This is a genomic window from Herminiimonas aquatilis, from assembly GCF_042665175.1.
Classification (GTDB): Bacteria; Pseudomonadota; Gammaproteobacteria; order Burkholderiales; family Burkholderiaceae_D; genus Oxalicibacterium; species Oxalicibacterium aquatilis.
This window is the reverse complement of sequence record NZ_JBHTCC010000002.1, coordinates 241,098-255,206: the sequence shown is the minus strand read 5'-3', so window position 1 is coordinate 255,206 and position 14,109 is coordinate 241,098. Positions and strand designations below refer to the sequence as shown.

Below are 14,109 nucleotides of genomic sequence, written 5' to 3'. Positions count from 1 at the left end.
AAAACGATCAGTCCATGTTTCTGCCTGCTGCGAAGTGTGAAAAGTGCAGGCAGAACGAGATGAAAAATACGGAGCTAAAGCGATGAGCACGATAGAAGTCAAAGTCCCCGATATCGGCGATTTCAAGGAAGTGGAAATCATCGAACTGCTGGTCAATGTAGGCGATACGATCAAGGTCGATCAATCGCTGATCACGGTCGAATCCGACAAAGCCAGCATGGAAATTCCAGCCAGCCACGCCGGTGTCATCAAAGAGTTGAAAGTCAAACTCGGTGACAAGGTTGCAGAAGGTTCGCTGCTGCTGATTCTGGAAGCATCGGAAAGCGCTGCAGCTCCTGCGGCTGCAGCGGCGCCTGCTGCATCAGCACCAACAACTCCCGCACCTGCCGCTGCACCAGCTCCAGTAGCTGCGCCTGCCAAAGCCGCTGCACCGGCACCTGCTTCAGCTCCGGCAGCCGCACCAGCGCCAGCAGCAGTTAATACAGCTGCACCTGCAGCAGCCAGCTTCACAGGCAAAGTAGATATTGAATGCGACATGATGGTGCTCGGCGCAGGTCCTGGCGGCTACTCCGCTGCGTTTCGCTCCGCCGATCTCGGCATGAATACTGTTCTGATTGAACGCTACTCAACACTCGGCGGCGTCTGCCTGAATGTCGGTTGCATTCCATCCAAGGCATTGCTGCACGTTGCAGCAGTGATCGATGAAGCAGCTGCAATGACAGCGCATGGCGTAACCTTCGGCAAACCGCAAATCGATATCGATCAATTGCGCGGCTACAAGGAAAAAGTCATCGGCAAGATGACCACCGGTTTGTCCGGCATGGCCAAGGCACGCAAGGTCAATGTCGTGCAGGGCGTCGGCCAGTTTGTCGGCACCAATCACATTGAAGTCACTGCAGCCGACGGCAGCAAAAAAACTATTCAGTTCAAACAAGCCATCATCGCTGCCGGTTCATCGGTCGTGAACTTGCCTTTCGTTCCTGAAGATCCACGCATTATCGATTCCACAGGCGCGCTCGAATTGCGCAGCGTGCCTAAACGCATGCTCGTCATCGGCGGCGGCATCATCGGCCTGGAAATGGCAACCGTCTATTCGACTCTCGGTGCACGCATCGACGTGGTGGAAATGCTGGATGGCTTGATGCAAGGCGCAGATCGCGACATGGTCAAGGTCTGGCAAAAATTCAACGAGAAGCGCTTCGACAAAATCATGTTGAAGACCAAGACCGTTGCAGTCGAAGCATTGAAAGAAGGCATCAAGGTTTCTTTCGAAGCAGCCGAAGCAGGTGGGACTGCGCCAGAACCACAAGTCTACGATTTGGTATTGGTCGCAGTCGGCCGCAGTCCGAACGGCAAGAAGATTGCAGCCGACAAAGCCGGCGTTGCAGTCACCGATCGTGGCTTCATCGAAGTCGATGCGCAGATGCGTACCAACGTGCACCACATCTTCGCCATCGGCGATCTGGTCGGCCAACCTATGCTCGCGCACAAAGCCGTGCATGAAGCGCACGTTGCAGCAGAAGCTGCAGCTGGCGAGAAGTCCTACTTCGACGCACGCGTGATTCCATCCGTCGCCTACACTGATCCTGAAGTCGCATGGGTCGGCATCACCGAAGACGAAGCCAAAGTCAAAGGCATCAAGCTCGAAAAAGGCCACTTCCCATGGGCAGCATCAGGCCGCGCAGTAGCCAACGGTCGCGATGAAGGCTTTACCAAATTGCTGTTCGATGCAGAAACAAAACGCATCGTCGGCGGCGGTATTGTCGGCACGCACGCAGGTGACATGATCGGTGAAATCGCATTGGCGATCGAGATGGGTGCAGATGCAGTGGATATCGGCAAGACCATCCATCCGCATCCAACCTTGGGTGAATCGATAGGAATGGCGGCGGAAGTGTACAAAGGTGTGTGTACTGATTTGCCACCGATGAAGAAGAAATAAGTCTTCATTTGACTCAATAAAAAGCGACGCAATGCGTCGCTTTTTTTATTGGGTACTGTGACTATAATGCAAATACCGAATCCGCTCCCGCACCGGATCACGTAGGCGAGCGGACTGCAGTAATGGTTTGCCGCGTTTCATGGTTTTTATTGTGGCTGCATAAAATACAGTACATAGTCGAAAAGTGAGATGACAAGCCATTTCTAGCGGGTAGTGCTGACTATGATATTGCAACGTCTATTTTATACCGCAGCGTTTGCTGTATACATACGCTACGTACTTAGCTAAGTTATGAGCAAGTCTTAAAGGGGCGTAATGAGCAAACCAGGCGATGAACTTGAAAAAATTGTGGAGATTATTGAGCGTTCAATTTCCCCCACGGCGAAGATAGAGCAGAATATATTTCTCCCGATACTAACCTCAACCGAGGGCCACACGGCTCAATGTGACATTGTTATAAGAAGCGGCAACCCTCCAAGAGAGACCGTGACACTGGTAGAAGTACAAGATCGCAACTCAAAGGTCGACATTAATACCTTTCGTGGCTGGGAAGGTAAAATCGATGATGTTGGAGCTCAGCATCTTATCTGCGTTTCAAGAAAAGAATTTCCATCTAGCATTAAAGAAAAGGCGTCGCAGTCAGGGTCAAAAATATTTCTTGTAACTTTAAAAGAACTATCGCCAGAGCGAATTCCACTAGAGTTCATAAAATTTATATTTCAGTATAGTCACTTAGATATAAAAGCCATAAAGAGCATTCGACCATTTGTCGCGCCCGGGCAGCTTGAGAAGCTAGGGCTAGAGCCAATGGAGCATCATCTCGATGACAAGGCATGGTCTTTGGATGGAAAAAACTGGCTTTCCTTGCTTGATATATGCAGAGGAAAAGTCGACCTTGAAAAAATGCCCTCTGCCGCAAACGGATATATTGAGGGGACAGATAGTTTATCGTTCAATCTCACTGATAACGAACAGCTCTTCTATTGCCATAACGGCGAATTTGTACGAATAGGATTGGATTGCGAGTTTGAATGGGCATTCGAACATGCCGAAGTACCAATGTCTGTAGCTTCTTACGAACAAGACAAACATGGGGCTTTAGCATGGCTTTTTGAAGTCAAACACAACAGCAAAAGTGGTTTGATTTCTGTGAAATTACCGGTAGTCAAGCTGGACAATGGAAATTACAAGCTTCTCGACAGCATCATAAACTCTCAATTTGACTATGTTTTTGAGGTCATTCCAGCAAACCAGCAACCGCTTTAAAGTGCATAACAATCGCTCACGGGGACGGGCTAAAGCCCGCCCTTTCGTGCGGTAGGTTGGGCTAATGGTTTACAGTCCAACATTCAAAGCGATAAACCACCAATCAGACCATTCCTGTACCAATCCGGCCAAGCGTTCATATCCATGCTGCCCCGGATGCGCAAAATCATTGGCAATCGCTTCCTTCAGCCAGTGTTCATCTTTGCGCAAAACTTCAAACACAGACAAGTACGGAACATTCAGCGTTGCTGCCAGTTCGGAAAACTGTTTATCCAACCGCTCAACGCGGCGATTGTGCGCGCTGTCCGGCATAGGCGGTGGACCTATCATCAAGACCTTGTAGGTTGATGAAGCCGTGCGCAAAATGCTCTGGAAGTTGGCAAGGCTTTCTTCTTCCGATACGCGCTGCACACCTTCAAAAATCGGGGTGTCATTGACCCCGAACGAAAACACTACGAGTGCTTCACAATCGGCAGGTAATCTTGCTGCACATTCCTGTTGCCAGCGCGCTGTGATATCGCGGCTGGTGTCGCGGCGGATGCCGAGGTTGTAGTGGGTGACATTGACGCCGCGTGCTACGGCAACTTGTGCGACGCGACCAGCCCAACCTAAACACAGCGGATCGCCTGTGCCTTGGACGAATGAATCGCCGACGAAACAGATGCGGTGATCGATTGCTGGTCTTGATTTGAGAGTGCTCACGGGCGCTTGGATGAAAGATGAATAGGATTAAATTCGCTTATTTCATACCTTGATATGAAATGTGAACAATCAATAATACACAATTGGAAGTTGTTCTTTTACTGACTGATTGTGATCTAATCAAAGTAGCTCAACTACCGTATTCGGCAAATTAAATGTCAAATAACTTTTTCATCAAGAAATGCAAAGCCAAAACTACTCTTGGATTTGAAGTCGGTATCGAAGAGGGCGTATATGAAGTGATTGGCGATGAGCCTGAGCTTAGTGCTGTGAAGCTCAAGGGGAAAAATTTGTATGAGATCAAGCATGCCGAATTTCAGAAACTGAAACAGCAGAATGTGGCTGTGCCTCAGCCCTGATAAGTGATGGCATTCCATTTTTTAACACGTCTCACCACACTTGATTTGCTTAATTGAATGCCAAGGAGGAAAGGATGCGGCTTATGAAACTGCGTAATGTCATCGTCGTTAATTTACTCGCCTTCGCCTGTGTTTCAGCAATGGCTGCTGATGCCAGAGAGCGAGGCTTCATTAGCAAGGGAACGCCCGAGGGTGAAGTACTGTATCGAATCGGCAAGCCTGACCATGAAGCGGTCATCAAGAGCGTCAGGGGTGAACCTGAAGAGAAGTCGTGGACTTATTTTCCACATACGCAAGATCCTCAGACGCTGACCATCTTGATTCTCAAGGCAGGAGTGGTTGTGAACATAGAACGTAAAATCGCTCGTTAATGTTCATCGAAAACGCTCAGCGAAAAGCGTAGCACTTTTTGCCGCGCGACTGATGAAAGATCAGTCGAAGTAGGTTCTTGCCATTTCAAACCGCGGGGCAAAGTACAGATTGTCCATGCGTTCGATACGCACTCTGCCTTTGCTGGATGGCGCGTGTATGAAGCGGCCATCGCCGATGTACACGCCTACGTGCGAGAACGGACGGTTCAGCGTGTTGAAGAAAACCAGGTCGCCGGGGCGCAAGGTGCGTGGATCGATTTCCTTGCCGCGACGTGCGATGTCGGCGGCACTGCCTGACACTTTGATGTCCAGTGCCTGGCGATAGATGTAAGAGACCATGCCACTGCAATCCAGGCCGGCTTCCGGGTTCTTGCCGCCGAACTGGTAACCGGTGTCTATCATGCCCATCGCGTACAGCGCGACTTCATTGCCTTTTTCACTGACAGGTTGCGGCTCATACAAAATTGCGCGCGCAGCACCTTGTCGTTTCACGGGACTTGATGTGCCGCAGGCGGCGAGTACCGATGCGGCAAGCAGTGCGAGAACAATGCCTTGCACGCTACTTGCCTTGGATTTCAATCGCATCATCGTCAATTTCTTCAACTCCTCAAGCCCGCGTTCAATCTGGCATTTTGGATCAGCTTTAGATCAGTTGCGGATCAGTGTTTCTGCCTGCTTCTTCAACCCTTGAGTTCAAATCATTTCTTCAATTGGGTCAGCACATCCGACAACATGGAAATCATTTGATCGATCTCTTCATGCGTCACATTCAAGGCGGGCATGAAGCGCAACAGGTCAGGGCGCGGCGAGTTCAGCAGCAAGCCGACTGGTCCCATGTCGCGTGCTTTCTCGACGATCTGCGGGCCGATATCCGAACCGAGTTTCAACGCGCGCAGCAAACCGTCGCCGCGTTCGCCTGCCAGTCCGTGTTGCTCAGTCAGTTTCAACAAGGCTGTGCTCAGATACTCACCTTTGTCTTTGACCGATTGCAGGAATCCTGGTGCCAGCAAGGCGTTGGCAACGGCCAGCCCAACAGCCGTCATCAAGGGGTTGCCGTTGTAGGTGCCACCCTGATCGCCCGGTTCGAAGCAGGCCACTTCTTCACGGCACAGCATCGCTGCCAGCGGCACGCCGCCGCCTATGCCTTTGCCCAGCGTCATGATGTCTGGTGTCACGCCCGACAATTGATAGGCAAATAATTCGCCGGTGCGGCCCATGCCGGTTTGTACTTCGTCGACAATCAGCAGGATGCCGCGTTCCTTGGTCAGCGCGCGCAGGCCTTGCATGAATTCGCGCGAAGCCGGGATCACACCGCCTTCGCCTTGCACCGGCTCCAGCATGACGGCGACCGTCTTGTCGGTGATCAGTTGCTTGACGCTGTCGAGGTCGTTGAGTGTGGCCTTGAAGAAACCAGGTACTTGCGGTGCATAAATCGTATCCCAGCCGGCTTTGCCGCTGGCCGACATGGCGGCGATGGTGCGGCCATGGAAGCTGTGGTCGAAGGTGATGATTTCGTAGCGGTTTTCACCAGCGACATTCTTGTTGAGCTTGCCCCATTTGCGCGCGAGCTTGAATGCGCTTTCATTGGCTTCTGCGCCGCTGTTGGCAAAGAAGACGCGATCGAAGCAGGAGTTTGCTGTCAATACTGCAGCGAGTGCAATCGACGGTTCGTTGTAAAACGCTGGCGATGGATTGATCAGTTTTTTGGACTGCGCGGCGAGCGCATCCTGTATGCATTGCGGCGAATGGCCGAGGCAGTTGACAGCCCAGCCTTGCAGATAGTCGAGATAGCGTTTGCCATTATGGTCGGTCAGCCACATGCCGTCGCCTTCAGTGAAAACCAGCTCCGGACGGGTAGTGATATTGAGCAGGGCGTTGACGGGGTACTGGCTGAATTCCATTTCGACTACTCCTGAATGCAAATAATGTAAAAGAGTTATGGTGCAAGAAATACTAAAAAAAAAGCCACAGGATGTGCCTGTGGCTAGTTGAGCGCGAATGAAACACTACACGCTTACACGCACGGCAATCCCGGCTGGGGTAGCAGGGTAGGGCGTCGCAAGAGTGTGGCAGTCATATTCATGTGAAGAATATTATGACGTTTTGCGCAGTGCGTCAAAACGTTTTTCGCCACCTCGCTTGCGATGAATTCCTGCTTTTAACCTGCTGCCAGGTCCAGCTCCGATGTGAATGCATCGGCGTAAAACTCGTCGGCGGGCAAGCCGCAGGCGGTGCTGAAATCTGTCTTTGCAGCTTCGACCATTGCCGGTGTGCCGCATGCATAGACTTGATAGTTCGATAGATCTTGCAGGTCATGCATGACAGCATGATGAACAAAGCCGACGCGGCCAGCCCAGTTGTCTTCCGGTGTCGGCTCGGACACCACAGGTACATAGTGGAAGTTGGGAATCGTGCGTGCCCATTCTTCACACAGTGCATGCATGTACAAATCACGCGGACGGCGACCACCCCAATACAGAATCATCGGACGCTTGCTCTTGATATGCACTGCCTGTTCGACGATCGCCTTGATCGGGGCGAAGCCGGTGCCTGAGGCCAGCAACACCATCGGTTTATCCGAGTCTTCGCGCAGGAAGAAGGTTCCCTGCGGTCCTTCGAAACGCAGGATGTCTTTTTCCTTCATCGTGCCGAAAACGTGATCGGTAAAAATCCCGCCCGGCATATGACGCACATGCAAGGTCACCTGTTCGCTGACGTGCGGTGCGTTGGCGAGGCTGTAGCTGCGGCGCTTGCCATCTTTTAAAATGAATTCGACATACTGGCCGGCACGATATTGCAGCTTTTCGCTGGCCGGCAATTGCAGCGTGATTGCCATGACGTCGTCACTCAACTTTTCCAGTTTGGCGACGCGCGCTGGTAATTTCTTGATCGGGAATTCGCCTATGCCCAATACTTCGCGGGCTTCTATCACGATGTCGCTATGCGGCCGTGCGCAGCAGAACAGTGAAAAGCCTTTGGCTTCATCGGCAGCGGTCAGTGCGCGCTCCTGATGCGGGCCGTGCGTGACTTCGCCGGACAAGACCATGCCTTTGCAGCTGCTGCAGGCGCCGTTCTTGCAGCCGTATGGCAGGCCGACACCGGCGCGGATCGCCGCATTTAATATCGTTTCATCTTCGGCACAGCTAAATTGCCGACCACTCGGCTGAACAGTTACTTGGAACGTCATACAATCCTGATAATGGAAATTAAAACTGCAAACAAAAAATTCTCCGACCAATTCGGTACTGCGCGTGTCGCTCAACAACGGCTGGGTCGGCCGCGTCTGCTGATCCTGGGATGCGGCGATGTTGGCATGCGCTTGTTGCCCTTGCTGCGTGAGCGTTTCCGCATTTTTGCGGTGACAACCCAAACAGCCAAACAAGATGCCTTGCGTGCTGCCGGTGCGATCCCTGTGATTGCCAATCTGGATGAGCCTGCCACGCTGGCGCGTCTGGCGCGTCTGGCGAAACACATCATTCACCTTGCACCGCCGCCAGCCAATGGCAGTATCGATAGCCGTACCCGCAATCTGACCGCCATTTTACCCGAGCATGCGACGCTGGTTTATGTCAGCACTTCGGGCGTGTATGGCGATTGTGGCGGCGAGTTGATCAATGAGACGCGCACCGTGCGTCCGCATAACCCGCGTGCTACGCGACGTGTCGATGCGGAGCAGGTGTTGCGCAAATGGGCCAAGCGTTCCCAATCGCGCCTGAGCATCTTGCGCGTGCCCGGCATTTACGCTGCCGATCGGCTGCCGCTGGAGCGTTTGAACAAGGGCTTGCCAGCCTTGCTTGCAGAAGAGGATGTCTATACCAATCACATCCATGCGGACGATCTGGCACGCATCATCGCGGCTGCCTTGTTCCACGCACAGTCCGGACGCATCTATCATGCAGTCGATGATTCAGACATGAAAATGGGTGCTTACTTCGATGCAGTGGCGGATGCGTTCGACTTGCCGCGGCCGCCGCGCCTGCCGCGCGCGCAATTGGAACACGAAGTTTCGCCGGTGATGTTGTCCTTTATGTCCGAGTCGCGCCGCCTCGATAACCAAAGGATCAAGGCCGAACTGGGCGTCCGGCTTAACCATCCTACGGTCAGTTCGGCCCTGCAAAAAACCATCAAATTGCCATTACGCTAATTAAATATAAAGAATACGTTAAGATATTCGCGTAACAAATCCTGTTATCTCTGCGGGAAATTGGAATAAAAGGATGCGCCCTGCATCCTTGTAATTTTTGAGTATTCGCTCATACTACCCAGCAAAATTCTTCCAAAAAGCACGTGCATTCGCTCGCATAGCCACTGTACATATACATTTATATTCAGTAATTTCATCAAGGAAATATTTGTTTTGTCCATTTTTTATATAGATAAATATTTTATTGTTCGGTTTTTACTTATATAAATAACGCTAAATTCGATTTTTCAGTCTGTTAAAATTTCGTTAAAGTTCCCTCACTGCCAGAAATGGTTGTTTTCCGGAATCTAAAGGGGACTGACATGTAGGACTGTTGGGCTGTTGTTCATACAAAAAAGCATTTTCAGGCAATAAAACAAGTGGCGATTGCCGGTTTGTTCCCAGCCACACAACGGGACGACTGGAGCAGTCAAAGAGAAATAAGCAGCGCATCGGATTTGAGCGTAAAGAGACGACGATCAAATCCAATGCAATTTGGCATGGTGAATAACACCTGTCATTAACCAACTATTCGAGATAAACATGGAATTCCTACAAGTATTTACCACGCCGGAAGCATGGATCGCATTGGCAACACTGGCAATGCTGGAAATTGTTCTGGGCGTCGACAACATCATTTTCATTTCCGTTCTGGTCGATCGTTTGCCACCTCATCAGCGCCAAAAAGGCCGCATGATCGGTCTGGGTCTGGCGATGGGTACCCGTATCCTGTTGCTGTTGAGCTTGTCGTGGATGATGGGCCTGGTCGAACCGATGTTCACAATCGCTGGCATGGGCTTTTCCGGTCGTGATCTGATTCTGTTCTTCGGTGGTGCGTTCCTGCTTTACAAGGCATCGTCCGAAATCAAGGAACTGATGGGTACAGCGCATGAAGAAAAGGAAGACGGACCGATCAAGAAAGCAAGCTTCGCCATGATCATGGCGCAAATTGCAGTGATCGATATCGTGTTCTCGCTGGATTCGGTGATTACCGCAGTCGGTATGGTCAAAGAAGTTGAGATCATGATCGTCGCTATCGTGATTGCAGTCGGCGTGATGATGTTCGCAGCAAAAGCAATTGGCGATTTTGTTACCGAGTTCCCTAGTATCAAGATGCTGGCGCTGTGCTTCCTGGTGATCGTCGGTGCAGTCCTGATCGCCGAAAGCCTGGAAATTCATATTCCAAAAGGCTACATCTACGGTGCGATGGCATTCTCGCTGATCGTTGAATTGTTCAACATCCGTATGCGTAAAAACCATCACATGGCAGCATGCGACTTGCCTGAAGTTGGTGGCAATCATCAAGTGACGGCATAAGTTGAGCGATCGATGCGGCTACCCGCCGCATCGATACTGACGAGGTAAAGCACCTATTCAACGTCAGTTATTCAATGTCACAAAAAAGAACCCATTGATGGGTTCTTTTTTTTTGTCTACTTGCTGTAGCCTAGCCTGTGATTTAATAGCGATGCCAGATCAGGCGCATTCAATAAGCGGATATGAAAACGAGGCTGCATGATTCCAATTAATGATGTGGGTGCAGATGAGCGAAAAGATCGTGCGCCCGCGTGTGAACAATGTAAAAATCCAGATGGCTTGAATTTCGATTTCGAATTTGCCTATCAACCGATAGTGAATGTTGCAACACGAACGGTGTTTGCGCATGAGGCACTGGTTCGCGGACCAAACGGCGAATCTGCCTATTCTGTTCTTGCTCAGGTCAATGACGATAACCGATATGGTTTTGATCAGGCTTGTCGCGTGAAGGCAGTCAAAACCGCTGCCGAGCTTGGGATGCAGTCGCTGTTATCGATCAATTTTTTACCGAATGCAGTGTACCGACCTGAGGCGTGCATTCGCACTACGCTGGAGGCAGCCCGAAAATATAATTTTCCCACCGAGAATATTATTTTTGAAGTGACCGAAGGTGAAAAAGTGCAGGACAGGCAGCATCTCTTGAATATCTTCAACGAATATCGACGCATGGGCTTTCGTACTGCGATCGACGATTTCGGTGCGGGTTATGCGGGGCTGAATCTGCTGGCCGAGTATCAGCCGCACATCATTAAAATCGATATGGATCTGGTACGCGGCATAGATCAGATCAAGGCGAAGCAGGCGATCGTGGAAGGCGTGGTATTGATTTGCAAGAAGCTGGGTGTCGATGTGTTGGCCGAAGGCATAGAAACCAAGGCTGAGCGGGATTTCCTGATATCAGCTGGTATCGATTTAATGCAAGGGTATTTATTCAGCAAACCTGCTTTCAAGGCGCTCGGCAAAATTGATGAGGATGCCTGGGTTTGAGTTGACGATGAGGGCCTCTTCCTTGCGCGAGGGGCAGTGGTGAATAAAAAAGGAATCCGATAGGGATTCCTTTTTATTTTGAAGCAAGAAATGTTACTGGCGTTTCGACTCTTCTTTTTTCAGTTTCTTCGCTTCTTTCTTTTCCTTCGGGCTCTTCAAAGGTTCTTTTTTCACTGCTTTTTTACTGTCTTGTGCTTTGCTCATGATGCTCTCCGAAAAAATGTAATGCGTTGAACGGTCGCGTTCTGCATGCGGGCTTTAACTATAGCAATGTATTGCGATTTGGCTCAATTTATTTGACTCGCAACATCATTTCCCCGCATTTTTATTTGGCGAATATCCAGTCGGCGATTTGTCCGACTACGTCGGCATCCAGGCCATTGAAGCCGTGGTAGGACTGCGGTTCGCACGGGTTACCGCTGCTGCTGCCGCCGATGAATGTCAGCAATTGCTTTCTGGGCGCTGCGCTGAATTTTGTCATCATGGCTGATGCGCCCTGAAACGCGCAGTGCTTGCAGCCATCCTGTTCGTGGTGAACCACCAGCACCGGGATATGGATATTTTCCAGCTGCATGGCCGGTACTGCCGTTCCCGCATCATCGGTGACGATAGTCGAAGTCAGTACCAGACCATCGGGTCCATCAGGGTTATTCAGCTGGGTTGCGATAAAGGCCGCTGATTGCGTCCCGCGACTGGTGCCTATCAACCAGACCGGCACTTTAGCCTCGCCACGTATCCAGGCAATCACGGCTTGAATATCGGTCACATGCTCCTGCGTTTGTCGAAAGCCGGCCAGATACGGTGGATTTTGGCGATCAGTGGGTGCATCCACTACCACCACCAATAAGTCGCGATTCGCAAACCCTGCACGGTTGCGAATCAGGAAATTCATCTTCCCCGATCTGAAGCTCTCGTTCGGGGAAATCTGCAGGCTGCCATTGCCGCCGGTGAACAGAATAGCGGCGGCCTTGGGCATTGGTGGCGTCAATACCAGCATCCGTTGCGACACGCCGTTTCGGGTTGGTATATCGACGACTTTTTCTGCGATTTGTGCATGGGAGCATGCACACTGCAGGATGAAAAAAAGCGCAAGCCAGCTTTGCAGAGTTTTTTTCATGTGCTGGCTTTCAGCTTCTTCAATCCTTGATCGCAGGCCGGTATCCGCATCACGTCAATGCAGCGGTGACCTTCAAGACTTCTTCTGCTGTTGTGACGCCTTCAATGATCTTCAGGGCGCCAGCCAGACGCAGCGGCTTCATGCCGTCGGCAATACTTTGCTGTTTCAACTGGTGGATATCGGTTTCTGCCTTGATCATCTTGGAGAAGGTTTGCGTGACGGTCAGTAATTCATACAGACCGGTACGGCCGCGATAGCCGGTCTGGCGACATTCAGGGCAACCGACCGGTCTATAGATGACTTGCGGTTTGGGAATGTCCCACCCTTCGCTCAGGCTGAGCCAGACATCGTCGAGCATTTCGCCATCCGGTGATTTGCAATGCGTGCACAGCGTACGCGTCAAGCGCTGCGCCATGATGCCGATCAGCGTCGATTCCAGCAGGTAGTAAGGCACGCCCAGTTCCAGCAGGCGCATCACGGCAGACGGGGCGTCGTTGGTATGCAATGTGGATAACACCAGATGACCGGTCAGTGCCGCCTGGATCGCCATCTCGGCGGTTTCCAGATCGCGGATCTCGCCGATCATGATGATGTCGGGGTCTTGTCGCATCAGCGAACGCACCCCATCGGCGAACGACAGATCAATGCCGTGCTGTACCTGCATTTGATTGAACGATCCCTCCACCATTTCTATCGGATCTTCAACCGTGCAGACATTTACTTCGCTCGTTGCCAGCGCCTTGAGTGTTGTGTAGAGCGTCGTGGTTTTGCCGGAGCCGGTAGGGCCGGTCACCAGAATGATGCCGTGCGGGCGCGTGGTCAGGCTGTCCCAGCGCGCTGCATCGTCAGGCGGAAAGCCCAGTTCAGGCAAGGACTTGACGACGACGTCGGGATCGAAAATCCGCATCACCAGTTTTTCGCCAAAGGCGGTCGGCATGGTGGCCAGGCGCAACTCAATCTCCTGGCCGTCATTGGTACGGGTCTTGATGCGGCCATCCTGCGGGCGGCGCTTTTCAATCACGTCCATGCGGCCCAGTAATTTGATACGCGCAGTCATCGCAATCATGACGATGGGTGGTACCTGATACACCTGATGCAGTACGCCGTCGATACGGAAGCGTATCGCGCACAGATCGCGTTTCGGCTCCAGATGGATATCCGATGCGCGTTGTTCGAATGCATATTGCCACAACCAGTCGACGATATTGATGATGTGCTGATCGTTGGCATCGACCTGTTTGCTGCTGTTGCCGAGTTCGACCAGTTGCTCGAAATTGTTGCGTAGCGCGATGTCCTGGCCGTTGAGTTTCTTCGCGCCCTTGATTGATTTTGCCAGCGCAAAAAATTGCGTCGTGTATTGACCGATTTCCAGCGGATTGGCGATCACCAGTTTGACGTTGCGGCGCGTGATCTTGGCGATTTCCGCTTCCCATTCGGCGGCAGACGGCTCGCAGGTCGCAATCACCAATTCGCTCGGGGTCATTTCAACCGGCAGAATGTGGAAGCGCGTTGCATACGAAGCCGACATCACATCGGCGACGCGGGTGAAATCGATCTTCAGGGGATCGATGCGATAGAAGGGTAGTTTGACTTTGCCGGCCAGCCATTCGGTCAGCCAGTCGAGTGTGACCGGGCGGTGCGGGATCGCTGCCGATAGCAGCTTGCACTGTGCAACGGCGACCAGCGGATGCATCGCGATCGGTGCATTTTTGAAGATGGCCTGGGCTTGGTTATAGAAGGTTTTGACATCATCCTTGGCGACGATGCCGTCTGCCAGCAGCCAGGTAAAAATCTGCTGCAGATCCAGTTTTTTGGCCGCAGATTTGTTCATTGCAGTCGGTACAGCGTTAGCAGTTGGCATGACC

13 protein-coding genes are annotated in these 14,109 nt (G+C 51.7%); 7 read left to right on the top strand and 6 right to left on the bottom strand.

Going from position 1 to position 14,109, the window contains the following annotated elements; all coding sequences use genetic code 11:
• Nucleotides 1-82 precede the first annotated feature (82 nt).
• Nucleotides 83-1,942 (top strand): dihydrolipoyl dehydrogenase, encoded by a 1,860-nt coding sequence (gene lpdA / locus ACFQO0_RS10715; RefSeq protein ID WP_382234452.1) that lies wholly within the window; start codon nt 83-85, stop codon nt 1,940-1,942.
• Between the two features lie 315 nt (nt 1,943-2,257).
• A complete protein-coding gene (locus ACFQO0_RS10710) occupies nt 2,258-3,208 on the top strand; it encodes a hypothetical protein (RefSeq protein WP_382234450.1) in 951 nt (316 codons plus the stop codon).
• Nucleotides 3,209-3,277: 69 nt separating this feature from the next.
• Here the strand turns inward: ACFQO0_RS10710 and ACFQO0_RS10705 are convergent, their stop codons facing one another.
• Nucleotides 3,278-3,910, bottom strand: a complete 633-nt coding sequence (locus tag ACFQO0_RS10705) for a DUF459 domain-containing protein (protein WP_382234448.1) — start codon at nt 3,908-3,910, stop codon at nt 3,278-3,280.
• Between the two features lie 155 nt (nt 3,911-4,065).
• Here ACFQO0_RS10705 and ACFQO0_RS10700 point away from each other — a divergent pair, with 155 nt between their 5' ends.
• The gene (locus ACFQO0_RS10700) at nt 4,066-4,269 is read left to right on the top strand and encodes a hypothetical protein (protein WP_382234446.1); all 204 of its coding nucleotides are present in this window, start codon (nt 4,066-4,068) and stop codon (nt 4,267-4,269) included.
• 83 nt (nt 4,270-4,352) lie between these two features.
• The gene (locus ACFQO0_RS10695; RefSeq protein ID WP_382234444.1) at nt 4,353-4,640 is read left to right on the top strand and encodes a hypothetical protein; all 288 of its coding nucleotides are present in this window, start codon (nt 4,353-4,355) and stop codon (nt 4,638-4,640) included.
• Between the two features lie 60 nt (nt 4,641-4,700).
• Here the strand turns inward: ACFQO0_RS10695 and ACFQO0_RS10690 are convergent, their stop codons facing one another.
• The 3 genes from ACFQO0_RS10690 to ACFQO0_RS10680 all read right to left on the bottom strand — a co-directional run bounded on the left by ACFQO0_RS10690 (nt 4,701) and on the right by ACFQO0_RS10680 (nt 7,827).
• The gene (locus ACFQO0_RS10690) at nt 4,701-5,228 is read right to left on the bottom strand and encodes a C40 family peptidase (RefSeq protein ID WP_382234442.1); all 528 of its coding nucleotides are present in this window, start codon (nt 5,226-5,228) and stop codon (nt 4,701-4,703) included.
• 110 nt (nt 5,229-5,338) lie between these two features.
• Nucleotides 5,339-6,541 (bottom strand): acetylornithine transaminase, encoded by a 1,203-nt coding sequence (locus ACFQO0_RS10685; protein ID WP_382234440.1) that lies wholly within the window; start codon nt 6,539-6,541, stop codon nt 5,339-5,341.
• Nucleotides 6,542-6,798: 257 nt separating this feature from the next.
• Nucleotides 6,799-7,827, bottom strand: coding sequence for a CDP-6-deoxy-delta-3,4-glucoseen reductase (locus tag ACFQO0_RS10680; protein WP_382234438.1), 1,029 nt, complete (start codon nt 7,825-7,827; stop codon nt 6,799-6,801).
• Nucleotides 7,828-7,839: 12 nt separating this feature from the next.
• Between ACFQO0_RS10680 and ACFQO0_RS10675 the strand changes: the two genes are divergently transcribed.
• From ACFQO0_RS10675 to ACFQO0_RS10665, 3 genes are all read left to right on the top strand, one after another.
• Nucleotides 7,840-8,784 carry an SDR family oxidoreductase gene (locus ACFQO0_RS10675; RefSeq protein ID WP_382234436.1) on the top strand — a complete coding sequence of 315 codons (945 nt, stop codon included), beginning with the start codon at nt 7,840-7,842 and terminating at the stop codon, nt 8,782-8,784.
• A gap of 582 nt (nt 8,785-9,366) precedes the next feature.
• Nucleotides 9,367-10,140: a TerC family protein gene (locus ACFQO0_RS10670; protein ID WP_382234434.1), complete on the top strand. Its 774-nt coding sequence runs from the start codon at nt 9,367-9,369 to the stop codon at nt 10,138-10,140.
• Nucleotides 10,141-10,338: 198 nt separating this feature from the next.
• Nucleotides 10,339-11,127 carry an EAL domain-containing protein gene (locus ACFQO0_RS10665; protein ID WP_382234432.1) on the top strand — a complete coding sequence of 263 codons (789 nt, stop codon included), beginning with the start codon at nt 10,339-10,341 and terminating at the stop codon, nt 11,125-11,127.
• Between the two features lie 325 nt (nt 11,128-11,452).
• Here ACFQO0_RS10665 and ACFQO0_RS10660 read toward each other — a convergent pair whose 3' ends face one another.
• Together ACFQO0_RS10660 and tfpB are read right to left on the bottom strand one after the other, a co-directional pair.
• Nucleotides 11,453-12,244, bottom strand: coding sequence for an alpha/beta hydrolase (locus tag ACFQO0_RS10660; RefSeq protein ID WP_382234430.1), 792 nt, complete (start codon nt 12,242-12,244; stop codon nt 11,453-11,455).
• Nucleotides 12,245-12,293: 49 nt separating this feature from the next.
• Nucleotides 12,294-14,105: a type IV pilus assembly ATPase TfpB gene (gene tfpB / locus ACFQO0_RS10655; RefSeq protein WP_382234428.1), complete on the bottom strand. Its 1,812-nt coding sequence runs from the start codon at nt 14,103-14,105 to the stop codon at nt 12,294-12,296.
• Nucleotides 14,106-14,109: the final 4 nt, after the last annotated feature.

What these genes read in the sequence shown, in the direction of transcription:
- lpdA (WP_382234452.1), top strand. Translation starts at nt 83, where the DNA reads ATGAGCACGATAGAAGTCAAAGTCCCCGATATCGGCGATTTCAAGGAA.
- ACFQO0_RS10710 (WP_382234450.1), top strand. Translation starts at nt 2,258, where the DNA reads ATGAGCAAACCAGGCGATGAACTTGAAAAAATTGTGGAGATTATTGAG.
- ACFQO0_RS10700 (WP_382234446.1), top strand. Translation starts at nt 4,066, where the DNA reads ATGTCAAATAACTTTTTCATCAAGAAATGCAAAGCCAAAACTACTCTT.
- ACFQO0_RS10695 (WP_382234444.1), top strand. Translation starts at nt 4,353, where the DNA reads ATGAAACTGCGTAATGTCATCGTCGTTAATTTACTCGCCTTCGCCTGT.
- ACFQO0_RS10690 (WP_382234442.1), bottom strand. Translation starts at nt 5,228, where the DNA reads ATGATGCGATTGAAATCCAAGGCAAGTAGCGTGCAAGGCATTGTTCTC.
- ACFQO0_RS10685 (WP_382234440.1), bottom strand. Translation starts at nt 6,541, where the DNA reads ATGGAATTCAGCCAGTACCCCGTCAACGCCCTGCTCAATATCACTACC.
- ACFQO0_RS10680 (WP_382234438.1), bottom strand. Translation starts at nt 7,827, where the DNA reads ATGACGTTCCAAGTAACTGTTCAGCCGAGTGGTCGGCAATTTAGCTGT.
- ACFQO0_RS10675 (WP_382234436.1), top strand. Translation starts at nt 7,840, where the DNA reads ATGGAAATTAAAACTGCAAACAAAAAATTCTCCGACCAATTCGGTACT.
- ACFQO0_RS10670 (WP_382234434.1), top strand. Translation starts at nt 9,367, where the DNA reads ATGGAATTCCTACAAGTATTTACCACGCCGGAAGCATGGATCGCATTG.
- ACFQO0_RS10665 (WP_382234432.1), top strand. Translation starts at nt 10,339, where the DNA reads ATGATTCCAATTAATGATGTGGGTGCAGATGAGCGAAAAGATCGTGCG.
- ACFQO0_RS10660 (WP_382234430.1), bottom strand. Translation starts at nt 12,244, where the DNA reads ATGAAAAAAACTCTGCAAAGCTGGCTTGCGCTTTTTTTCATCCTGCAG.
- tfpB (WP_382234428.1), bottom strand. Translation starts at nt 14,105, where the DNA reads ATGCCAACTGCTAACGCTGTACCGACTGCAATGAACAAATCTGCGGCC.